This is a genomic window from Polynucleobacter sp. 15G-AUS-farblos (genome assembly GCF_018882445.1).
Lineage (GTDB): Bacteria > Pseudomonadota > Gammaproteobacteria > Burkholderiales > Burkholderiaceae > Polynucleobacter.
Genome location: NZ_JACVOM010000005.1, coordinates 121580 through 144947, shown reverse-complemented (window position 1 = coordinate 144947; position 23368 = coordinate 121580). Strand labels below are relative to the sequence as shown.

At 45.7% G+C, this 23368-nt stretch carries 23 protein-coding genes; 1 reads left to right on the top strand and 22 read right to left on the bottom strand.

Translation table 11 applies throughout. The features are described from left to right. From ICN41_RS09500 to ICN41_RS09490, 3 genes are read right to left on the bottom strand one after another with little or no spacing between them, the layout of a single operon-like run. Entirely contained in the window at window positions 1-171 is a 171-nt protein-coding gene (locus ICN41_RS09500) for a DUF2256 domain-containing protein (RefSeq protein WP_216292689.1), read from the bottom strand. After that, a complete protein-coding gene (locus ICN41_RS09495; RefSeq protein WP_370629123.1) occupies window positions 171-1709 on the bottom strand; it encodes a cryptochrome/photolyase family protein in 1539 nt (512 codons plus the stop codon). Before ICN41_RS09495 ends, ICN41_RS09500 begins: the two co-directional genes overlap by 1 nt. A 2-nt stretch (window positions 1710-1711) precedes the next feature. Beyond that, window positions 1712-1981 carry a TIGR03643 family protein gene (locus tag ICN41_RS09490; RefSeq protein ID WP_216292687.1) on the bottom strand — a complete coding sequence of 90 codons (270 nt, stop codon included), beginning with the start codon at window positions 1979-1981 and terminating at the stop codon, window positions 1712-1714. Window positions 1982-2076: 95 nt separating this feature from the next. Here ICN41_RS09490 and ICN41_RS09485 point away from each other — a divergent pair, with 95 nt between their 5' ends. After that, the gene (locus tag ICN41_RS09485; RefSeq protein ID WP_216292686.1) at window positions 2077-2424 is read left to right on the top strand and encodes an HNH endonuclease; all 348 of its coding nucleotides are present in this window, start codon (window positions 2077-2079) and stop codon (window positions 2422-2424) included. 2 nt (window positions 2425-2426) lie between these two features. On the opposite strand, the gene ICN41_RS09480 is transcribed toward ICN41_RS09485, so the two are convergent. From ICN41_RS09480 to ICN41_RS09390, 19 genes are all read right to left on the bottom strand, one after another. Continuing rightward, window positions 2427-3098, bottom strand: a complete 672-nt coding sequence (locus tag ICN41_RS09480; protein WP_370629122.1) for an RraA family protein — start codon at window positions 3096-3098, stop codon at window positions 2427-2429. A 29-nt stretch (window positions 3099-3127) separates the two neighbouring features. Continuing rightward, window positions 3128-4087, bottom strand: a complete 960-nt coding sequence (locus tag ICN41_RS09475) for a tripartite tricarboxylate transporter substrate binding protein (protein ID WP_216292684.1) — start codon at window positions 4085-4087, stop codon at window positions 3128-3130. A 40-nt stretch (window positions 4088-4127) separates the two neighbouring features. Next, window positions 4128-5093 carry a tripartite tricarboxylate transporter substrate binding protein gene (locus tag ICN41_RS09470; protein ID WP_216292683.1) on the bottom strand — a complete coding sequence of 322 codons (966 nt, stop codon included), beginning with the start codon at window positions 5091-5093 and terminating at the stop codon, window positions 4128-4130. Then, window positions 5090-6079, bottom strand: coding sequence for a zinc-binding dehydrogenase (locus ICN41_RS09465; RefSeq protein ID WP_216292682.1), 990 nt, complete (start codon window positions 6077-6079; stop codon window positions 5090-5092). Before ICN41_RS09465 ends, ICN41_RS09470 begins: the two co-directional genes overlap by 4 nt. A gap of 20 nt (window positions 6080-6099) precedes the next feature. Next, a complete protein-coding gene (locus ICN41_RS09460; protein ID WP_216292681.1) occupies window positions 6100-6915 on the bottom strand; it encodes an enoyl-CoA hydratase in 816 nt (271 codons plus the stop codon). After that, on the bottom strand, window positions 6915-8105 hold the full coding sequence (locus tag ICN41_RS09455; RefSeq protein WP_216292680.1) for a CaiB/BaiF CoA-transferase family protein: 1191 nt from the start codon (window positions 8103-8105) through the stop codon (window positions 6915-6917). Before ICN41_RS09455 ends, ICN41_RS09460 begins: the two co-directional genes overlap by 1 nt. A 42-nt stretch (window positions 8106-8147) precedes the next feature. Next, window positions 8148-9143 carry a D-2-hydroxyacid dehydrogenase gene (locus ICN41_RS09450; protein WP_216292679.1) on the bottom strand — a complete coding sequence of 332 codons (996 nt, stop codon included), beginning with the start codon at window positions 9141-9143 and terminating at the stop codon, window positions 8148-8150. Between the two features lie 7 nt (window positions 9144-9150). Continuing rightward, a complete protein-coding gene (locus tag ICN41_RS09445) occupies window positions 9151-10047 on the bottom strand; it encodes an amidohydrolase (protein WP_216292678.1) in 897 nt (298 codons plus the stop codon). A gap of 5 nt (window positions 10048-10052) precedes the next feature. Then, the gene (locus ICN41_RS09440; RefSeq protein ID WP_216292677.1) at window positions 10053-11027 is read right to left on the bottom strand and encodes a tripartite tricarboxylate transporter substrate binding protein; all 975 of its coding nucleotides are present in this window, start codon (window positions 11025-11027) and stop codon (window positions 10053-10055) included. Window positions 11028-11155: 128 nt separating this feature from the next. After that, window positions 11156-11941 carry a class II aldolase/adducin family protein gene (locus ICN41_RS09435; RefSeq protein ID WP_216292676.1) on the bottom strand — a complete coding sequence of 262 codons (786 nt, stop codon included), beginning with the start codon at window positions 11939-11941 and terminating at the stop codon, window positions 11156-11158. 47 nt (window positions 11942-11988) lie between these two features. Further along, entirely contained in the window at window positions 11989-13347 is a 1359-nt protein-coding gene (locus tag ICN41_RS09430; RefSeq protein ID WP_216292675.1) for an MmgE/PrpD family protein, read from the bottom strand. Between the two features lie 3 nt (window positions 13348-13350). Continuing rightward, on the bottom strand, window positions 13351-14325 hold the full coding sequence (locus ICN41_RS09425) for a tripartite tricarboxylate transporter substrate binding protein (RefSeq protein WP_216292674.1): 975 nt from the start codon (window positions 14323-14325) through the stop codon (window positions 13351-13353). Window positions 14326-14372: 47 nt separating this feature from the next. Beyond that, on the bottom strand, window positions 14373-15521 hold the full coding sequence (locus ICN41_RS09420; RefSeq protein WP_216292673.1) for an acyl-CoA dehydrogenase family protein: 1149 nt from the start codon (window positions 15519-15521) through the stop codon (window positions 14373-14375). 41 nt (window positions 15522-15562) lie between these two features. Beyond that, window positions 15563-16513, bottom strand: coding sequence for a D-2-hydroxyacid dehydrogenase family protein (locus tag ICN41_RS09415; RefSeq protein ID WP_216292672.1), 951 nt, complete (start codon window positions 16511-16513; stop codon window positions 15563-15565). A gap of 12 nt (window positions 16514-16525) precedes the next feature. Beyond that, window positions 16526-18586 (bottom strand): 3-hydroxyacyl-CoA dehydrogenase NAD-binding domain-containing protein, encoded by a 2061-nt coding sequence (locus ICN41_RS09410; RefSeq protein ID WP_216292671.1) that lies wholly within the window; start codon window positions 18584-18586, stop codon window positions 16526-16528. A 4-nt stretch (window positions 18587-18590) separates the two neighbouring features. Continuing rightward, window positions 18591-19415: an alpha/beta fold hydrolase gene (locus ICN41_RS09405; protein WP_216292670.1), complete on the bottom strand. Its 825-nt coding sequence runs from the start codon at window positions 19413-19415 to the stop codon at window positions 18591-18593. 19 nt (window positions 19416-19434) lie between these two features. After that, window positions 19435-21531, bottom strand: a complete 2097-nt coding sequence (locus ICN41_RS09400) for an acetate--CoA ligase family protein (RefSeq protein ID WP_216292669.1) — start codon at window positions 21529-21531, stop codon at window positions 19435-19437. 13 nt (window positions 21532-21544) lie between these two features. Further along, window positions 21545-22339 carry an enoyl-CoA hydratase/isomerase family protein gene (locus ICN41_RS09395; RefSeq protein WP_216292668.1) on the bottom strand — a complete coding sequence of 265 codons (795 nt, stop codon included), beginning with the start codon at window positions 22337-22339 and terminating at the stop codon, window positions 21545-21547. 20 nt (window positions 22340-22359) lie between these two features. Then, window positions 22360-23358: a tripartite tricarboxylate transporter substrate-binding protein gene (locus ICN41_RS09390; RefSeq protein WP_216292667.1), complete on the bottom strand. Its 999-nt coding sequence runs from the start codon at window positions 23356-23358 to the stop codon at window positions 22360-22362. Between the last annotated feature and the right edge of the window lie 10 nt (window positions 23359-23368).

Here is a 23368-nt window from a genome sequence, read left to right as displayed (position 1 = left end):
CTAAGATTTAATCTTCGGAGCATTCTTTCTGCAGGCATCAGAACAGTATTTAACAGACTCCCAATTTTTTTCCCAAGACTTTCTCCAAGTCATTTCTTTTTTGCAAATCACACAGAGTTTGCTAGGCAAATAACTTTTATTACCCTTAAAAGTAGATTGCGAACTACCCATTAAAGATCATCCAAGTGATTGAGGATATTCTTGGCATGCGCCTGAATGGCAGCCTGATCACTATCACTAATTTTCTTTAGGTTTGCCGTCATTAAGCGTGTACGGGGACTGGCATCAAACTGATCGCGATGATTGATCAAGAAATTCCAATACAGATTAGTTACGGGGCAGGCAGATTCCCCATAACGCACCTCAGGCTGATATTTGCAGTCACTACAGTAATTACTCATGCGCTTGATATAAGCCCCGCTAGCAATATAGGGCTTACTCGTGAAGCGTCCGCCGTTGGCAAATAAAGCCATACCTGCGGTATTGGGCAGCTCTACCCATTCAATTGCATCAACATAGACCGCTAAATACCAATCACATACTGCGCTTGGAAGGATTTCTGCTAATAAGGCAAAGTTACCCGTCACCATCAACCGTTGAATATGGTGCGCATACCCATATTCCATGGTTTGGCCGATGGTATCTTTCATACAAGCCATTCCCGTTTGCCCAGTCCAATACCATTTAGGTAAAGCACGCTGATGATCATAAAAATTATCTTGCGCCATTTGAGGCATATCGAGGTAATACATGCCCCGCACAAACTCCCTCCAGCCCAGAATTTGACGAATAAAGCCCTCGATACTAGATAGCTCTAAAGAATATTTTTTCCAAGCCTGGAGAACTGATGCGATTACCTCTCGTGGATTTAGCAACTTCAGATTGAGGGAGCTCGACAAAATCGAATGCCAGCCAAACGGCGTCTCCGTCCACATGGCATCTTGATAAACCCCAAAGTTTCGCAAGCGATATTCTACAAAGTACTCAAGTCCTTCTAAAGCCTGCTCTCTCGTAACGGGCCAGTTAAAGTGAGCCAGGGAGCCAGGATGGTCAGGGTAAGTTTGTTCAACATAAGCTAAAACGTCTTGGGTAATGGCGTCTACTGCGAATGCAGCAGGCGCATCAATTAGTCCTGGACCTTTCTTGGGATAGGGCTTGCGATTATCTTGGTCAAAATTCCATTGACCACCTTCAGGATTACCATCACCATCCACTAAGACTTGATTTGTCTTGCGCATCAAGCGATAAAAGTATTCTAGTCTGAGCTCTTTTTTATCAGCTACCCATGCCTTAAATTCTTGAGGTGTGCAGTAGAAATGAGTGTCATCCCGAATCTCTAGCTGAATATTGAGTTCCAAAGTCAATGCTTCCAAAGCTTTTCTGATTCGCCATTCTCCTGGCTCAATACAAACCAAATGCGTTACCTTCTTACGAAGAATCTCTTGCTTTAAAACCTCGACAATCGTCAGGGGTGATTCTTGAATATAGGTCAGTGGATAGCTGTGCTCTCTTAATACCTGAGCAAAGTGACGCATTGCCGACAGAAATAAGGCGATCTTGACTTTATGAGACCACACATACTGAGCCTCATTAGAAGACTCCACCATAATGATTTCATCTGTTTGTGGATCAAAGTCTCGCAGAGCAGCACTCTGAATATCGAGTTGATCACCCAAAATCAAAATGAAACGCGCCTGCTTCTTTGCCACTTTCATTTGCTTTTGTATTGCGTGGGGCAATAGGCCCGCTGAACTTCTTTACTGCGAAGCGCGCTATGTTTGGTTGCTCTGCCCGTGACCCGCTTACGCCATAACTCAAAGGAGCTACGTTTTAATTGACTGCGCATGAGTTCAATCACCTGGGATTCAGATAGACCAAAGGATTTCTCAATAGCATCAAAAGGGGTGCGATCTTCCCAGGCCATCTCAATAAGACGGGAGGTATCGGACTCCGAAAGGGATTTAGCAAGTGATTTTGGCACCCAGCAAGTTTAAGGCTTATTTACTAAACTAGCAGAGCCCTGATTCTCATTGGCGACCAGATCAAAACCTGGCGCTTGCTACGGAACCCTTTTGCATGATTGGAAAAATTCGACAGAAATTAATCTCGCTTGAGCCGACTTTGGTCAAGAGCGATGCCATTTTGCTCTGCCCAATATGCGATCGAGCCATTCCAGACTCGCAAAAAGATGCGCACCATCTCATTCCTAAATCCAAAGGCGGTAAAGCTACAGAATTCCTGCACCGTATCTGCCATAAACAAATACACGCCCTCTTTACCGAAACAGAATTAGCAAATCAACTCAATCACGCAGCCATATTGAGAGAGCACCCCGATATGCAAAAGTTTATTCAGTGGGTTAAAGGCAAGCCTGATAGCTTTTATGAAAAAACTCGCAAGAGTGCTCGGATCAAAAGCAGCTGAGATTACTTCTGATCGTAATCCTGGCTTTGCAAGAAGTGATACTTTTGCAGTTTTCTAGCTTCATCCATGCGCATACCCTCTCGGATACTCTTTCTCACTTTATTTTCTCTTGTAACAATTTCTTCAGCATAAGTGAATACTTGTTCTTGCATAGTGCTTGGAACCACAACCACTCCATCTGGATCTCCGCAGACTAGATCGCCAGGGTTGACGCTCACGCCCCCTATTGTTACAGGGACTTGCAAGCCAACCAACTGAATTCTTCCCTTACCAGTTCGCATCCAGTAGCCGCTGCTATAAATTGGGTAATTAAGATCACGGCATAAAGAAACGTCGCGATTAATGCCATCAATAACTGTCCCAGCAATTTTTCTTTGGTGTGCCATTTCAGTCAAGATATTGCCCCAAGTGGTCATCTCATCACGACCTTGATTGTCGATCACGATGACATTACCAGGAGGGACATCATCGATATATTCACCGACATTCCCCTCCTCGCCTGGAACGGCCAAGCGATATAGCACAGTATAAGCATGCCCTACCATCCGAAACTTCGGGTCACAAGCAGCAATTTTGTAGCATTGACCAACAATTCCAGAACGATCAAGCGCATCACTAATAGCAGCACAATCCAGTTTCTTGGCTCGCTCAATCCATTGAGTAGAGGTATTCATATCATTCATTTATTTTAATCCGACTTAATTTAATCTACAGTGATATTGGCAGTCTTGATCACCTTAGACCAGTACTGAATATCTTTACGAATGGTGGCGTCAAACTGAGTTGGATTCATATAACGCAACTCCACACCAGATTTTTCTAGAGCTGCTTTCACTTGTGGGTTATTTAGTGTTGTTCTAGCGGCATCATTGAGAGTGGCAACAATAGCGGGCGGTGTACCTGCTGGAGCCAGGATTCCAATCCATGCCTCTAACTCAAAACCAGGAAATCCTGCCTCAGCAGAAGTTGGCACATCCGGCATTTGTGGAATGCGCTTCTTAGCGGCAACAGCTAATGCCTTCATTTTTCCCTGCTGTACAAACTGCATTAAAGAAGGTGGTGTTGCTACTGTCATTTGCACATTACCCGCAATCACATCCAGCATTGCAGGACCAGCACCACGATATGGTACGTGCGTAATATTGAGTTGATTTTGTTGTTTGAAGAGCTCCACCCCTATGTGGGGTACGGAACCATTACCTGAAGTGGCATAGTTGAGTTTTCCAGGATTGGCTTTGGCATAACTTACCAATTCTTGTAAAGAATTCACCGGTACAGATGGATTAACAGCCAATACATGTGGTGATACAACCAACATGCTCACTGGAGCAAAGTCTCTGATCGGATCCCAAGCCAAGTTTGCATACATTGAGGGATTGCCTACATGGAACATCGAATAACCCAAGAGCAGGGTATATCCATCGGGAGCAGATTTAGCAACTGCCGTAGCTGCAATATTTCCACCGGCACCTGTTTTATTCTCAACCACAATTGGCTGGCCCAATATTTTGGACATCTCTGGTGTAATCATGCGCGCTACCGCATCCAAGATTCCACCCGGAGGAACGGGTACAACTAGTGTGATGGGTTTATCAGGATAAGCTGCCGAAGCACTAATGGAAAAAGCGCTTAGCACTAGGAGTAATAGTTTTTTCATCTTCATTTTTTATCTCGTTTTAGTTTTTAGCTCGATTTAATTACTGTTAATCTACAGTGACTTCAGCGCTCTTCACTAGCTTGATCCAAAATTTCTCATCTTCAGCCAAAAATCTTACGAATTGAGCGGGTGAAGTAGATAAAGAAACATCTGTACCCTCTCGTTCCAATGCGGCTTTGACATTAGGCTGCTTTAAAGCAGTTTGTGCAGCATCAAATATCTTTTGCACGATTGCTGGTGGCGTGCCCACTGGAACAAATAAACCATACCAAAATTCAATAGCATAGTCTGGAAGTCCTGCTTCTCTCATACCAGGTAAGCTTGGCGCAAGAGGCGAACGCTCTTTTGCTGAAATCGCAAGGCCCTTTAGACGACCCGCCTGAATCATTGGGAGCACAGAAGGTGGCGTTCCAAAGGTGAGTTGAGTATCTCCAGCTATCACCGACTGAATTGCCAAGGATCCACCACGAAATGGAATATGCGTCATCTTCACATCCGCTTCTTGGCTAAATAATGCCGCTGCTAAATGGGGAGCAGAGCCATTACCTGAAGTAGCGTAGTTCAGTGCACCAGGATTCTGCTTCGCTTTAGTAATCAATTCCTTTATAGAATTAATACCTGTATTAGGGTTGACCGCGATGACTACAGGGGAGCTGGTGATCTTAGTAATAGGCTGGAAGTCGCTTGGCTTATATCCCAGCTTAGGACTTAAGGCTGGATTAACTGAAATACTGCTGGGGCTCGCTATTAAGATGGTGTAGCCATCTGGTGCTGACTTAGCAACCTGCTCAGCAGCAATGCTAGAGCCCGCGCCTGGTTTATTTTCAATCACAATCGACTGACCCAAGGCTTGACCTAAAGGAATGCTGATATTGCGAGCGACATAATCTGCAGCGCCGCCAGGTGCAAACCCGACAACCAACTTAATGGGTTTATTGGGATAGGCTTGCGCATATACAGTTGATGAACATATTCCCAATACAACTGCGAAAAGTAATGTAGTTCGATTCATGATGATTTCTCCTGTGTTCCAGCTAAGATAATTTTTCCAAGATGTTGATTTGTATCCATGATGACCTTTGCTTCAAGTAGTTGCTCAAAAGCCAGGGTTTTATAAATCACGGGCACGATTTTTCCAGAATCTACGAGCGGCAGAATGAGTTTCTTGAAATCCGGCATTGCCGCAGCGCGTTGTTCTGCAGTACGTAACTTATTTGACACTCCAAACAACTTCAAACGTTTCGCATGTAAAGCTTCAATATCCATTTCTGCTTTTAACACGCCATCTACATAACCTACGGTTGCCAGGCGTCCCTGAAATGCCATCGCACGAATACACTCAGCAAATACTGATCCACCAACGGTATTTACAACTAAATCCACTCCCTTGCCGTCTGTCGCCTTCATTAAGGCATCATAAAAGTTTGGCTCTCTCGTGCAAATACCCAGATCCAAGCCCAGCACTTTAAGTTGATCTAATTTTTCTTGAGAGCCTGAAGTACCAATGACTTTTGCACCCAATGCTTTTGCCATCGTGAGCGCAGAAACACCCACTCCTGAGGTAACCCCGGTGACAAATACCCATTCGCCCGGCTTTAAATTACCCTGCACCACCAACATATCAAATACTACCAATGATGTCAGTGGCAATGCCGCTGCTTGCTCCCAATTGAGTGATGCTGGCATCGCCATAGTTTCTGGCTCTGACATCAAAGCATATTCTGCAAAGGCTCCGGGGCAGCGGCCCATCACTCGATCTCCTGGCTTAAAACCAGTCACTCCAGGACCGCAGCTGATTACTTCACCAGCCGCCTCCATACCAATCTGCTTTGCAGTACCCGCCTTATGTAAGCCATGGCTCAGAATAAATTCTCCTCGATTTAAACCCGCAGCCCGTACCCTCACCAATAACTGACCAGGACCAGGGGTGGGTATATCTACATTACGTAACTCGATATCCGCATTGACGCCATCGCTTTGCATCCAATATGACTTCATCTTTTACTTTCTAATATTTTTTATTTGCCGCGGAATACCGGTTTGCGCTTTTCCATAAATGCGCGACGACCTTCTGAGTAATCTTCGCTCTCGAAACAATCCTTAATTAACTGACGGCACTTATCGTGATCAATCTCAGGTGAGGCTTTTAGGATCTCAGCAATGATGGCCTTACCTGCACGCACTGTAATTGGGGCATTCTCTGCCAAGGCTTTTTTGTATTCCGCCTGCACAGCCGGCAGCTCACTAGTCTCACATACGCGTGTAATCAGGCCAATATTGCGTGCCTCATTGGCATCAATCCGCCTAGCAGTGAAAAACAGATCCTTTGCCATGGCAGGACCAACTAGATCCACTAAGTTTTTCAAAGCTGAATAGCGATAACCCAAACCCAGGCGAGCTGCTGGAATAGCAAATACCCCATCGCTACTGGCAATCCGAATATCGCAACTCATTGCCACATTAACGCCGCCACCAATACAGTAACCCTTAATGCAAGCGAGTGTGGGTTTACTAAAGTTATAAATACCCATTAGAGCTTGTTCTGCCATTAACTCATAGCGAGCTACTGCTTCTTGAGCTGCACGCAGATCTTCAAACTGAGTAATGTCAGCACCCGATACGAATGCTTTCTCACCCGCTCCACTAAATACCACCAAACGAATTCGGTCATCGCTCTCAGCGGTGCTAAGAAGAGGCACGACTGCTTCCCACATATCTACTGAAAGCGCATTATGGCGATCAGGATTATTAAATTGAATTTGTAAAGTACTGCCATCTTCATCTAACCAAACTTTGACTCGCTCAGTAATAGATTGGTAAGTAACTGCGCTCATTAATAAACTCCCTTTGCTTTCAGATTCGAGAGTTCAGCCGCTTCTAGACCGATCTCTTTCAAAATTTCTTCACTATGCTCACCACGTTTTGGAGCAGAACGCGCGACAGTACTAGGTGTGCGCGTGAGCTGCATTGGCTGGCCAACCATTTTTTGAGGACCATGATGAATCGATACAACATCTTTCACGATTCCGAGATGCTGCACTTGAGCCTCTTCGAAAACCCCTTTGACATCGTTAATCAAACCGCAGGCAACACCACCCTCATTAAAACGCTCAACCCAATATGCGCAGTCTTGGGCAGCTAGGCGACGATTAATTTCTGCATTAATTGAATCTCGATTTATCGATCTACCTTGCTTATCTTTATAGCGCTCATCAGCAACCCATTCAGGTGCACCGAGAATATCGCAGAAACGCTCCCAAATCTTTGATCCAAATACAGCGATATTCATATAACCATCTTTGGCTTTATAAACCCCAGTCGGAATACTGGTTGGGTGATAGTTGCCAGCTTGAGTGGGGATATCTCCATCGATCAGCCAACGAGAGTTCTGGAAATCCATCATGTAAATCATGGATTCCAATAAAGAGGTGTGCAACCACTGTCCTTTACCTGAAGCATCACGCTCCAATAAGGCCACTAAGATTCCTTGGGCAGCAAAAATGCCTGCGCATAAATCGGCAATGGGGATGCCCACTCGCATAGGGCCATCTCCTGCCTTACCAGTTACGGACATTAAGCCACTCATCCCCTGAGCAATTTGATCAAAGCCCGGACGTTGAGATAGCGGGCCGCTTTGTCCAAATCCAGAAATACTGGCGTAGATCAAACCGGGATGATCTTTGCTCAAAGTTTCGTAATCAATCCCTAAGCGAAACTTCACATCGGGGCGAAAGTTTTCCACGACAACATCAGCGCTGGCAATTAGACGCTTTAGGATTGCAATCCCCTCTGGCTCCTTCAGATTGAGGGTAATGGAACGCTTGTTGCGATGGGTATATTGATAATCCGAACCATCTTGACCCCCGAGGGTGTCATCACCACGCATGTGATCAGGCATCTGCACTTGAATGACATCAGCACCCCAGTCCGCTAGTTGACGACAAGCAGTAGGGCCAGCGCGTACCTGAGTTAAATCAATCACGCGAAAACGGGATAAAGCAGTAGAAGCGGGCATGTGAGGCATCAGAATTACTCGATTAATAAAGGGATGGATTAGAGGATGGCATTAAGCCGCTATTTGATTTTTTAATACTTGACCATGGGCAAACAAACGCAGATTTTCAACAAATAATTCTAAAACGCGTGCCTCGTTTCCTGCTGAATGGCCGGCAGAATGGGGGGTCACAATGACCTTATCCATACCCCATAGAGGTGACTGAACATCTAAAGGCTCAGAGGTAAATACGTCGAGATAGGCACCAGCTAACTTCTCACTTTGTAATGCGGAAATGAGATCAGCTTCACAAATAATTTCACCCCGAGCAATATTGATGATGCGAGCGCCATCTGGCAATAAATCGATTGCGGATTGATCGATCAGATTACGAGTCTCATTACTTAAGGGGCAAGCGAGTACAAGCCATTGGGCTTGCGGCAGTACTTGTTTTAATTGAGAAATATGCACTATCTTAGAAGAAGCCAATTCAGAGAGAGCTTGATCTTTTAACGCAGCATTAAATCCTACGGAAATTGTATTGACCCCTAATACCTGCAAGACCTTCGCAATGCCATCCCCTATGGGGCCACGGCCAACAATGACAGCAGTCTGTCCAGCCAAGTCTGGCGGCAATGGATAGTTAATTAATGGATCCCAACGACGCTCTGCTTGGGCCTTGAGCATTCTTGGAAATTGCCTAGCCAACATCAGTATTCCGGCTATGGCATTTTGCATCACGATCGGCGCATTAACTCCCGAGGATCCCGAAATCGTCACGCCGCGCTTCATCAGATCTAAGTAAATTTGGCGATCGGCACCAGCTGAATGAATCTGAACCCACTTTAAGTCAGGTGAATTAAGCAATAAATCATAAAAGGACTGTGTAGAAGGAATAACTTTTTGTTTAGTCGATGTTGCCGTGACATCTCTTGATATCAGAGCAGCATCAAATTGCACACCTGGTGTTTGCTCATCACTATTCAGAAACTCCACATCTAAATCAGATGAATTTTTGACAAGCTTTTGCAAATCAGGCAATGCTTTCGGGCTAACTAAGATACGCATCGCTTACTCAGAGCTTTGGAAAATCGTAAAGGCGCGCTGGATTGCTAACCAAAACACGCTCAAGGTCTTGCGGCTTATCAATCCAGCGTGATAACAAATTCACCAGATTGCCATCATCAGGAACTAAGGCTGGGTCAAAGTAATTAATATGTGGCCAGTCAGTTCCCCAGACTACATTCTCAGGGTTAGCTTCTAAAAGTGCTTTTGCAAATGGGTCAACGTCTTGATAACCCTGCTTCACATTGCCAATTCGATCAGCCCCAGAAATTTTTACCCAGCCTTTTCCTTCGGCAAGTAATTTGTACAAAAACTGAAAGCCTGGATTATTTAATCCATGACTAGTATTCATGCGGCCCATATGATCAATGACTAATGGCAATCCCAAGGAAAGCAGTTGTGGGGCCAGCTCTGGCAAATCAGGTGCATGCGCCCAGATCTGGGCATGCCAACCACGCTCAGCAAACTTCGGTGCCAATTTTTTCAAGACCTCTAAACCGACTCCATTGCGATACATCGGCTTGCCGTCAATCTGCAACAGATTGAAGCGAGCACCTCGCACACCCAAGGCATGCCATTGATCTAACTCTCGATCGCTGACGTTGATGTCCGGCACGACTACTCCTCTAAGGCGGTCTGGGTACTGCTCCAAGCCCTGCAATAAAGAACCATTATTCGTGCCACAAACACTGGCGGTCACCAAGACCCCTCTTGTAAAACCAATATGATCTAGATGGGCAATAAATTGATCGGGAGAAAATTCCTGAGGGGTATAGCTGCGATCCTCCGCCAAAGGAAAGCGTGCAAAAGGTCCAAAAATATGGACGTGGCTATCGCAAGCCCCAGCAGGAACGGAAAAGTTAATCGCTGTGTACTCGGCCTGGGGAGGCAAACAAATCCTAGTCATCTAATTTATTCAGCCTTAATTTTTCCAGCTTGTACTAAAGCTTGAGAATTTAATGACTCTTGATTTAGCATGGCTGCCCACTCTTGAGGAGTAGAAGATTGTGCAGTACTACCCAAAACCCTTAAGCGCCCACGCACGCCGCTATCGTCAATCGCTTTTCTGAGTGAAGCATTCAAGGACTTCACCACGCTTGGCGGAGTACCTAAAGGCGCCAAGATACCGGCAGTGGTACTGGCATCTAAATCAACCCCCATTGCTTCACGTAAGGTAGGCGAATCTGGCAGGGCTGGATCACGGTCTTTAGAAAGTACCGCCAAGATACGCAGGCTTCCAGAATCTACAAAGGGTTTTGAGCTCGTTATTTGATCTACAACAAAATCAATTTGACCACCCATTAAATCCGTAAGAGCTGGTGCAGATCCCTTGTAAGGAATGACATTAAAGCTAGCCTTAGTCGCATCTTCCATACGCAAGATAGCAATATGATTCGATGTACCCTGACCAGCGTGTCCAACCGACACTGAACCAGGCGTGCCTTTTGCTGCCTGCAATAGTGCTTTTGCATTTGGAAAGCGCTTGTCATCTTTGCGGACCACTAATACCAAGGGGGTGACTGCTGCGAGACTAACTGGCTCAAAACCATCTGGCTTATATGGTGGAGTCTTGAGCATATAAGGCAATACTGAAATCGTATTCGTCGTTGCCACCAACAAAGTGTGCCCATCCGGCTCCGCTCTAGCAACATAAGTTGAACCAATGGCACCACCGGCCCCAGCTTTGTTTTCAACCACCACAGTTTGACCAGTTGCTTTAGCCAATGAGGGTGCAATTGATCGAGCAACTACGTCGATATTGCCGCCTGGCGCAAAAGGAACTATTAAAGTAATCGTCTTATTCGGATAAGTCTGTGCACTAGCCCAAAAAGAGCAGCAGAGCACGAGAGCCCCAAAGGTCCATCTTTGGAAAAAAGTTTTCTGCATATTTGTCTCCAGCTATTAGCGATGATGCTTTTATATTTTTATTGTTACTACTTGGCTTGCTGCCACTTACTAGAGATCGGATTAAGAAACTCCAGTAGTGATGCTACATCAAATTGGCTACTCTTGACTTAGTCCTTAAAACTGGGATCCATGCGCTCAACCATACGCAACAAACCAGGCCACTCCATCAAACCATAAGGCCTGCGAGTTTGCGGTTGGTAGTTCATATAAGTCTCCTCCAATATCGCAGGGGAAACTTCTTGGAGAGGTGTATTACAGGCCATTGCCGCTAACTGAGCACGGCAGGAGCTTTCAAGGCGATGCATCCAGTTAAAAGCTTCGCCGACTGTTCTACCCACAGTTAATAAACCGTGGTTACGCAAAATCATCGCCTCAGCATTACCTAAATCACGAACCAATACTTCTTGTTCGGCCATATCTAACACCACGCCCATATAGTCGTGGTAGCTAATTTTTAGGAAGCGCATCGCTGTTTGATTGATGGGGAGCAAGCCACACTTGAGAGAAGAGATCGCCATACCTGCAGGTGTGTGCGTATGAATGACGCAATCTACTTCAGGGCGTGCTTTATGAACGGCGCTATGCAAAATATACCCTGGCTTATTAAAGCCATAGTTCAAGTCACCAAAGTCAGGTTTAAATAAAACCTCTCCCTCATGATTGATTTTCAGAAAACAAGATGCCGTCATTTCTTCATACATCATGCCGTAGGGATTCGTTAAAAAAGCACCCTCTTCACCAGGCACACGAATCGTGATGTGATTGGCCATCATGTCCGACATACCGTAATGCGCTATCAAGCGATAACAAGCGGCCAAATCGACCCGAGCTTTCCACTCTTCTGGCGTCACTTGATCTTTCAGTGAAGGTAGTTTTAAGCGTCCTAAAGTCATGATATTTACCTGATGATTTACTAAGATTATTTTAGTTATTTAAATGGTCAATAACTCATTTTTGACCATAATTTAGTTAAATCTCGCACTGACAAACCAGATCCCCCGAGCAGCTCACCCGAGAGGGTTTGAGCTACTTGTAGGCCAACCCTTGGCTCTGCCAATTCGTGAAATTTATCCACTAACTCCTGATCCGTTAAAGGCTCGTCTGGATCTCCATGGCGAGTATGTTGATGGTGCGCATAGATCGAACCATCATTCATTTCAATCTCCACCTTCGCTGATCGGTGAAGCGGAAATTTTGCAGCGCATTCAGGATCAATACTCAACTCAATCTTCTCTTCCATGGACCGAATCTTCGGATTAGCTAGCGCTGTTTCTAAGAATGCGCGCTCTCGTACTCGCCCGAGAATAATCCGAGCGGATACGGTATAGGTCAAACTAAACTTAGCCTCGAATGGTGTTTGAGGATGAACATAGCGACATACTTCTGTAGTGGCCTTATAGCCACCCACCCGAATTTTCTGAATTTGCTCTGGATCAATTTGGTGTTCATTAAGCAAGTGCGATACAGCATCAATCGCAGGAAAATTATGTCCACAACATCCATGATTCTTAAAGGTCATTTGCTCGATGTTCCAGCTTGAACCGAGATCGATAAACAACTCATTCCATCTCGGATTTTCACAAAGAGCAGCACCAAAACCAGCATCACCTTCAAGTAAATCGGGAGTGCCCGTCATGCCAGCTTGAGCCAGTAAAGCTGCGTTCAAGCCCACCTCAGCTGCATGGCCTGGGTGCATAGGCTTAGTCATGGAGTCAGAACGAAACGCCTGCTGCAGGCCGCTGGCAAAGGTTCCAGCTGTAGCCAGAGCATCACACGCCTGAGAAGCATTTAATCTCAGTAGATGAGCACAAGCTGCAGCGGCACCAAATACGCCTACAGTCCCAGTCGTATGAAAATATTGATAGTGACTTGGTTGAATGACCTTACTAATCCGTGTAGAGACTTCATAGCCAATAATGATGGCAGCTAAAAGATCCTCAACCGAATCATTACGTGACTCTGCTAAAGCAAACACTGCAGAAATAGTTGGGCATGCAGGATGGTAAGCACCATCTCTAAAGATGTCATCAAATTCTGCAATATGCGAGATGGTGCCGTTCATAAATGCAGCTGCTCTCGCAAATACCTTTTTTTGACTGCCCGCAACTGAACAATGCCCCACACCAAACTCATCCCCATACGCCTCTCTTAATCGAGAAGCGGCTTCGGTATCGGCACCTGCAATGAGGGCGCCGTGCCAGTCCAACAAAGCACGGCGAGCACTATGGAGCGTTGCAGCAGAGAAGCTAGTTTGGTAACTAGCTTCTATAAAACGCCCAAATTCTTGTAAAAGGGTCATGGTCTATTCAGGTTTAGCCCCAGATGCCTTCACGATTGGCGCCCATAAAGCAAAGTCATTTTGGACAAACTTGGTAAATTCCTGAACATTCATGGGCACCGGATCAGCACCCAATCCAAGCAACTTCTGCTTAATGGCAGGCTCTTCCAAAATGCTCAAGGTGGTTTCATTCAACTTCTTAATGATGGCTGGATTAGTGCCTGCTGGCGCAAAGAAACCAAACCAAGCACCAGTAGCAATATCCACCCCCAACTCATTTAAGGTAGGCAAATCAGGAAGCGCACTAATTCTCTTCTTGGTGGACACGGCAATAGCATTGAGCTGTCCTGCTTTAATCAAGGGAACTACAGATGGTGCTGTTGCAAACATAAACTGCAAACGACCTGCTACTAAATCACGTGTTGCCTCAGCGCCCTTGTAAGGAATATGTAAGGCCTCCACACTTAATTTTTGAGCAAACAAATAACTAATTAAATGAGCAGTAGTACCAATTCCGGTAGAGCCATAATTAATTGCACCTGGATTTGCCTTTAAATAAGCCGTAAATTCTTTCCAGTTTTTAATACCGCTAGTAGCAGGTACGACCAAAATATTCGGAACGTCACCCAAGAGTGCTACTGGTTGTAAGGCTTTCTGAGGATTAACGGGCAAATTTCCGAACAGAGTTGGGTTGATTGAGATTGGCCCAATTGAACTAGCGAGCAAGGTGTAACCGTCTGGAGCAGCGCGGCCAACAATCTCTGTGCCCAAGTTACCAGCAGCGCCAGGTTTATTTTCCACAACTACAGGAACTTTCCAACGAATGCTCATTTGATTACCAACCTCACGAGCCAAAATATCCGTTGTTCCCCCAGCAGTGAAGGAAACAATAATTTTGATTGGCTTATCAGGATAGGTACCCGCTCCCTGAGAGAACGCGTTGGATACTAAAACCAAAGCGCAACCGAAAGATATTGCTATTTGCTTGATCAATTTCATATGAATGTCTCTTTAATTTTTTAAATTTTTTTAATAAATTACTGCGACTACTTTGCTCGTTGATTAAAACGTCTATCAAATACTTCTTCTGCAATTCTATTCTTCAAAATCTCGATCGATCCGCCAGCAATCATCCAGCCGCGGGTACGTCTTACGCAATACTCTACTAGGGTCTCCTGACTATAACCAGTTGCCCCCATAATTTGTAGGGCTTCATTGGCCACTTCAAAGCCGGTATTGTTACAAATGAGCTTAGCTGCTGTAGTTTCATAGGCTGAAGGGAGACCTTCTTCGGCATTCACAGCCGCCCTATAGAGCATGAGCTGGGCCGCATCCAATTTAACGGCCATATCTGCAAACTTCCACTGAATTCCCTGAAATTCACAAATTTGCTTACCAAATTGCTCGCGGACAGAAGCATATTCTTTCGCCTTATTAAATGCGTAGCGCCCCAAGGCAAGTGCTCTAGATGCATTACCAATTCGCTCCACATTAAATCCGCTAATTTGCTTTTTAAATCCACCAGGTCCGAGCAAAAGGCCATCATCAGAAATAAAACAGTCTTCAAAATACAACTGCGACCACTCTTCACCACTCATAAAGCTATTCGGTTGGCCGACTGTTAAACCAGGTGCATCGCGATCAACTAAGACAGAACCGATACCATCTAAGCCAGGACCAAAACGAACGTATACCAAGAACACGCCAGCCTCAGGACTATGCGTAGAAAATACTTTTGAGCCATTAATTAAATAGCCCCCATCTACTTTCTTTGCAGATGTAGCCAATTCAGTAACCGCCGATCCGGCACCCGGCTCACTCATACCCAAGCCTAGAATTTTTTTACCTGCCAATAAATCGGGGAGGTATTTTTCTTTTTGTGACTCACTGGCGTACTCAACAAAGGTGCGAATCGCGCCAAAATTACCTGCTTGAACAACGTCAGCTGATTTTGGGCAATGCAATGCAACCTCCTGAATGGCAATCACAGCATCCATTAGCGTGCCGCCCATACCACCATCTTTTTCAGCAAAAGCAATTCCAAGCAAGCCTTGGCCACTGATCTTCTGGGCAATTGCCCAAGGGTATTCAGGGCTATGAGCACGCTCTAGAGCACCAGGAGCCAATTCCTTTTCAGCAAACTTAGATACTGCATCTGCAAACGCTCTTTGCTCACTGGTTAAATGAAAATCCATTTTTAACTTTCTCTAATAAATAGGGTGATTACTGAGTTGCATTAGTTCACACAGTTTTGCGGTGAACCCGCTACGTAGGAATTAATATTGTCAAAGGCAATCCCAAAGTACGCCTCATAGTTATCTCTTTCAACAAAACCAATATGAGGAGTACACAAACAATTTGGTAGGTGCAAGAGTGGATCGTTAGCGCCCAGCACAGGCTCTGACTCATAGGTATCAACCGCTGCATAAGCAGGACGCCCCTTCTTAAGCGCAGCTACCAATGCTCCAGGCGCTATCAATTCAGCGCGACTTGCATTAACTAGTAGCGAGCTTGGTTTCATGAGAGCCAAATCTTGAGCCGTAACAATGTAGCGCGTATCCTCATTCAGTCTCAGCTGTAAACAGACAATATCGCTCTCAGAGAAGAACTGCGCTTTACTGCTTGCCACAGCGAATCCTTCTTGCTGGGCTTTTTGTAAGCTGCTCTCACGACCCCATACCAGTGGGCGTGCACCAAAGGCTTTCCCCAAATGGCAAACTTGCTTACCAATTCGACCAAAGCCATAGACACCCAAAACTTTGCCCGATAACTGATCACCCAAGTAGCCCTGCCACTGCCCACCTTGTAATCTAGTAACCTCTTCTACGAGTCTACGGAGTGCAGCCAAGATCAGCAGCATATTGAGTTCAGCCGTTGCAGCGCCTGAACCTCGTCCATCCATCACAACAATACCCTTAGCTTTACAAGCTTCTAGATCAACATGGGATGCCATTTTTCCTGTTTGAGATATGACTTTTAATTTTGGCAAACGATCCAGTAATTCTTTTGTAATGACTGTACGCTCACGAATCAGAACAATAGCTTCAGCATCTTGAAAGCGCTCGACAAGAGCCTCTAACTCAGTCACGCTATTGTTATGAATGCGAACAGTGTGATCTTTGAGCTTATCAAAACAAGCAAGATCGCGAATACAGTCTTGATGGTCATCAGAAATCACAATATGCATTTGATGCTTTCCTTATTCCGAACCGTCTGACTCAAATAAACCACTAAGCTCAGCCTTAACAAAGCCAGGACCACTCACCTTGGCCAAGGTTTCTAGCTCAGCACTCAGCTTTTCTTTACCCATCTCATGCGCAATAAATACAGGACCACCACACCAGCGTGGAAATCCATAGCCATTTACAAGCGCTATGTCGCAGTCCGTCACATCGCCCACCACTTTTTCAGATGCCAAATGGGCGATTTCATTCATCATCGCCAATAAAACCCGCTGAACAATTTCTTGTGATGTAAAGGCGCGACGCGTGATTCCTTTAGCTGCGCTAGCCTCATCAATCACACTCTTAACTACAGGATCGACCACGCCGGATTTTGTCCCTGGTAGGTATTGGTAATAACCTGAGCCCGTTTTACGTCCAAAGCGTCCTGCCAAGCACAAAGTATCTGGAATACTCACGTAGCGGTGATCTGGATTCCGAGTGGCCGCTAAACTTTTGCGCATTGCCCAGGCAATATCCAAACCAGACATATCTGCCACTGCAAAAGGGCCCATAGCAAAACCATACTCTTCTAGCGCTTGATCAATTTGTTCTGGATACGCCCCTTCTTCGAGCATAAATTCACATTGACGCCGATATGCAGCATAAATCCGGTTGCCAATAAATCCAAAAGCATTCGCACTAATTACTGGAGTTTTACCTAAGCGTTTTGCAAACTGCAAACCAGCGGCGATCGCACTGGGATCAGTTGCTTGACAACGCACGATTTCAATTAACTTCATCACTTGGGCTGGACTAAAGAAATGTAATCCAAATACACGGGATGGATTTTGAGTTTTCGCTGCAATGGCATCAATATCTAAATAGGATGTATTGGAGGCTAACAATGCTTGTGGATTCGCGTTTGCATCTATTTGTTCAAATACCGCATGCTTTACTTGCATATCCTCAAATACTGCCTCAATCACTAAATCTGCGACAGCAATATCAGCCCATTGTGTAGAAAATGTAAAGCGCTTAAGTAATGCTGCTGCCTTATCAGCAGCCAACTTACCACCAGCTACACGAGCATCATAAAAATCTCTTATTTTCTTGATGCCATTTTGAAGAGCAGCTTCATTTTGATCTAACATCAGCACGGAGTAACCAGCCGATAAACAGGCCATCGCAATTCCGGAGCCCATAGTGCCTGCACCAATGACTGCAATGCTCTGAAAATCCTTGGGCTTAGATTCTTTTCCGCCAAGCGCTTTGAATAACTTACGTTCTGCAAAAAATTGATATCTCAGGGCTTTCGCCTCTGTGCCCACCCTTAGCTTCTGAAATACTTCACGCTCAGTAGCAAGACCCAAATCGATTGGCATACTCATCGTATTAGTGATCATCTGTATTGCCTGATGAACATTAGGACGATTCTTGGCTAACTTCAGAGCCTTTTGTGAGGCTACAAGGACGCTCTCAGCTTCTGCCTGCGGTGCTACTAAATCACGTATACGGGATTTTTTACCAATCAGTGATCTCGCATAAGCAATGGCATTGCCTAATAAATCCTCTGCAACCAATTTATCGATGATGCCCAGCTTGAGTGCCTCTGCCGCCTTAATACGAATACCACCGCAAATCAGTTCAATTGACTTCTCAATCCCGATCAATCTTGGCAGTCGCTGCGAGCCGCCAGCTCCAGGAATAATCCCTAGGGTGACTTCTGGCAAACCAACTACCGCTCCCTCTAAAGCAATGCGAGCATCACAACCCAAAGCCAACTCAAAGCCACCACCCAAAGCGGCGCCATGCAAAGCGCACACCACCACTTTAGGACAATCTTCAATGGCAGCAATCACGCTTGGTAAATGAGGCTCTGCTAGAGGTTGAGAAAATTCCTTAATGTCTGAGCCAGCAATAAAAGTGCTGCCACCTCCAATAATGACGGCAGCAGCTAGATTAGGATCGCTTTGGAAAAGATGAATTGCATCTAGCAAGCCTTTACGAACCTCAGTTGACCCCGCATTGATTGGCGGATTATTCACGGTAATCACCATGACATCTGCATCGTGATGAATTTGGATTTTGCTTGTCATATTCTTATGCCGACTCAAACCATTGAATCAATGTAGTGTTAATTTGATCCGATTTTTCATACTGAACCCAATGACCAGAGTCAACAACAAGCTCTTTTGACCTATTGGGTCGTCCAGTGACGAGTGTTTCAATTAAATATTCTGGTGTACAAGTAATATCATGCTCACCCCATATCAGCAATACGGGGCCAGTATATTTCTCTAGTTGCTCTGCTAAACCACCTGGTCTTGCAATAGGCTTACTTTTAAAACGTGTCGCCACACAAGCGTCTTGATGAATGCGGATAGCCTGCGCATCTATCCTGTCATAGCTGCTAATCATTTGCAAAAAGAGATTCTCTCGCATGACCTGACTAAGTTGAGCCGTATCCCCGCTTGCATAAATCTCCTTCCAAGCTAAGAGCTCACCTCTTGGGCGACGAGGACCTCCATGGCCAGCGCTACCTAGCAGTGCAAGCTTAGCAATGCCCTGACGCTGATTGGCCATATGCGCAGCAACAAAACCGCCAAACGAGAAGCCTGCAATATCCACTTCCTGATGCTCACCAAGCAAGGTATTCATGGTGGCAATCATGGGGTTGATGATTCCTGGCTGAAATTGACTATCAATAAATGATGACTCACCAAAGCCCGGCATATCTGGTACAAACACATGAAAGTGCTGTGACAAAGTATCAATATTGCGGGCCCAATGCTCCCAGCTACCATGACCACCATGCAATAAAACCAATGGCTTACGATGTGGTATCGGTTCGCCAAACTCATGCCAAGCTACACTTCCCTCTTGGTAAGGGATATGTTGGGTTCTAATCGCTAGGTCCTGAGTCATTTCAATGAATGGGCTTTATTTAGTTCAAAACAGCAATGCCATCTGCAGCCTTTACCCCATGACCTGCAGGAAATACAAAGATAGGATTGATTTCACATTCAATCAAGCGATCACCCATAGCAGCAACCATGGTTGAAAATTGAACAATCGCGTTGACTAAAGCATCGACATCACACCTGGGTCTGCCGCGATAGCCATCTAGCAAGGGCCATGTTTTTAACTCTTGTAGCATCTCCAATACCTCTGCTGAGCTCAATGCTTTTCCAGGAGAAATCAAACGCATATTGGTATCTTTAAAAAGTTCTGCCGTAACCCCACCCATACCAACCAAAATAGCTGTGCCCAGAGGATCACGGTGCATTCCCACCATGAACTCCATTCCACCTGAAGCCATTTCTTGAACGAGAAACTGCTCTATGTCCGCGCCAGACTTTATTTTCACTTCCGCCGCCATGGCATGAAGCTTTTCTGCAATTTCTGCAATAGGTATATTTAACGCAACGCCACCCACTTCAGTTTTATGCGTAATCTCATTTGACAAAATTTTGAGAACGCATTTTTCACCTAAATCATTCACGGCGTCTAAATTCGGCTGCTGCGCATTGACTACGGTTTCACGAACTCCCGGAATACCAAAAGCCGCAAAGAGATTCCTTGCCTGATGCTCATTCAAGGATCCATGCAACAGTGAAGCATCAAGAGCCTTAGGAATAGTAGATTGCGAACCCGTAGCAGTAATACCGCCACGCAGACTACTAGCATGCAACATGCTCGATAAGGCCACACTACAACTTTCAGGCTGTGAGAATGCAGGTACACCCAACTTCGTCATGAGCGCTCCGGCAATAGGCGCATGGGGGCTGACATAAGCAATGACAGGCTTCTCACTAGTTTGCATGCAATCACGCACTGCCCCCGCCATCAAGTCGGGCATCGATAGACTCGAAGAACCTAAGATCAAGATCAAAGCATCGTAGCTTGGACTGTCCAGCAATGCGCTGATAGCGCCACGCAGCAAATCGGGTTGCAAACCAGCTAGGGTGACATCAATCGGATTGCGGTCTAACACTGCTTGATCACCCGGCTGCAAGGCGCGTAGTCTTGCAGCCGTTTTTTCATCGGGTACTGGTGTTTCAAAACCCCACTCACCTAGACTATCAGCAACTAAGGTTCCCGCTCCACCAGTAGAGGTCAAAATGGCAACCCGCTTACCCTTGAGAACCCTTCCAGAAGAAAGCGCTGCTGGTATATCCAAAAAATCAGAGAATTTATTGGCGCGAATAATTCCAGTTTGCTTAAATAAGGCGTCATACATTTTGTCAGTGCCAGCTAAGGCACCAGTATGAGAAACCGCTGCTTTAATACCCGCTTCGGATTTGCCAACCTTATAAACCACAATCGGCTTGCCGGCCTGCCTAGCTCTTAAAGCTGCTGCACGAAATCGCTCTGGATGTCTAATACTCTCGATATACAGCACGATTACTTTAGTACTAGCATCGTCAACTAAATAATTAACAAAATCAGCCATACCTAAGTCAGCTTCATTGCTAGTGGAAACCAATTTTGAAAGTCCTAAGCCTGAAGCTGCCGCACGTGATAGCAGCGACCCCAAAATGCCACCACTTTGTGAGATCACGCTAACACCACCCTTTGGAAATTCATCCATCTCTAAGGCGCTACTTGGAGACAAAGGTATGTCATCAGTTACATTGACCATGCCAATCGTATTAGGCCCCAGGATGCGCATTGCGCCAGCAGCAGCAATCAACTCTTCTTGTTTTTTTAAACCTTCTGGTCCGTGCTCTGCAAAGCCACTGGTTAAAACAATCGCTGCAGGTGTACCGCGTTGAGATAACTCCTGAACTGCACTCAGCGCCTTATCTGTTCCCACCATGATGATGGCAACATCGGGGGTCTCAGGTAGAGATCCAATATCTGGGTAGCACTTCAAACCTGCAATCTCTTCTACCCTAGGATTGACAGGATAAATTTTTCCTTTGAAGTGGTGTTTCTGCAAATAAGCTATAGGCCTTCCTGCAGTTTTTTTCGGATCAGTTGATGCGCCAATAACCGCAATACTGCGAGGCTCCATCAATTTTTGAATTGCATTACTCATCTATTAACCTTATTTATTTCTTAGCAGCGGCGGCTTTTTCCAGAAAGGCCATGACAGACTCACGATGCTCAGTGCTGGTATAGCAAATACCTTGAGCCTGACTTCCTTGTGCAAAGACTTGGGCAGCAGTGGTTTCAAAGGTTTGATTCAAGATCGTCTTACCTAATGCAAGCGCAGTAGCAGAACCTTTACTTAACTCTTTCGCCCAAGCTTGTGCATCAGCTACCAATGCCTCTGACTTACTAACCCTATCGACGATGCCGATTTGGGCAGCCTCTTCAAGATCTACCTTCCTGCCCGAGAAAATGAGTTCTTTAGCCTTCACTAGGCCCACACGTCTTGGCAAAAAGTACATACCACCTCCGTCAGGAATAATCCCGCGGTTGATGTATGACCAGGTGAAATTCGCACCTTCAGAAGCAATGATGAAGTCGCATGCTAATGCTGTGTCCGCGCCCAAACCAGATGCTGGCCCATTCACAGCTGCAATGGTTGGTTTTGGCATGGTGTGCAAAAGAGAAACTGCATGATGAACGCGTTGCTGACGATGCCAGCCGTTATAGGCAAGCTCTCCAGCTGGTGCCTGCATACGCTTCTCCATGCCAGAGATATCGCCGCCTGCGCAAAAACCTTTGCCGTTGCCAGTTAAGACCAACGCACGAATGGATTTATCTGCCGTAATCATCTCTAAAGCTTCAATCAATTCAGAGCGCATATCGTCACTCATCGCATTCCGTTTTTCAGGACGATTGAGGCGCAAGGTAGCAATACCTTGCTCAACTGAAAGTTCAATTAATTGGTATGTCATTTTTTTCCTAGCGAGTATTTTTAATCTGGGCTGATGTTGGCGTCTTTGATAACGGTACGCCAACGCAACTCTTCAGCCTTAACAAACTTTCCAAATTCTTCAGGACTTCCAGCTCTGACCACTAGACCCTCCCCTTCAACGCGCGCCTTAAAGGCTGGAGACTGTGATGCTTTTTTAATGGATGCATTTAACTTATTAATCACATCGGGCGGAGTCCCAGCAGGAGCAAAGTAACCATACCAACTTCCAGCGGAATATCCTGGCACGCCACTCTCTGCAACCGTTGGCAACATCGATAATTGCGGCGAGGGTGAGCGTGCTGGGGTTGTAACAGCAAGCGCCCGCAATTTGCCGCCATCCACCAAACTACCCACCGCTGATGCAGTTGCAAACATCACATCAACTTGACCGCCAATAACATCTGTTAATGCAGGACCAGCACCCTTGTAAGGCACATGAGTCAATTTTGTATTAGCCAGTGAATTGAATAGCTCTCCAGCTAGATGTGCTGAAGTGCCGCCACCTTGCGATGCATACGATAACTTTCCAGGGTTGGCTTTTGCAGCCGCAAGAAATTCTGGAAAGGTTTTGTAAGGACTATTCGCCGATACCACCACTACATTTGGAGAGACGCCAACCAAAATCACTGGAGCGAAATCTTTATCTTGTGAATAAGGCAGCTTTGCTTTTAAACTGGGATTAACTGCATGCGCCAGAGTTGCAACCACTAGCGTGTAACCATCAGCAGGACTCTTTGCAAGTGCTTCAGTGCCAATCATGGTGCTGCCACCAGGCTTATTTTCAATCACGATAGGCTGACGCAAATCTTCGGCCATCGATATACCCAAAGTTCTGGCAACGAGATCAGTTCCGCCTCCCGGGGCAAAGGGCACGATCACCTTAATAGGCTTATCTGGGTATGCAGCTTTTGCATGCGAGTGAATGAATAGAGCCGTTAAGCTAAATAAAGCTCCGGCAACGAGGTTTAAATGTTTTGAACTTGCGGCCTTAGAAAGCACATTAGTCTCC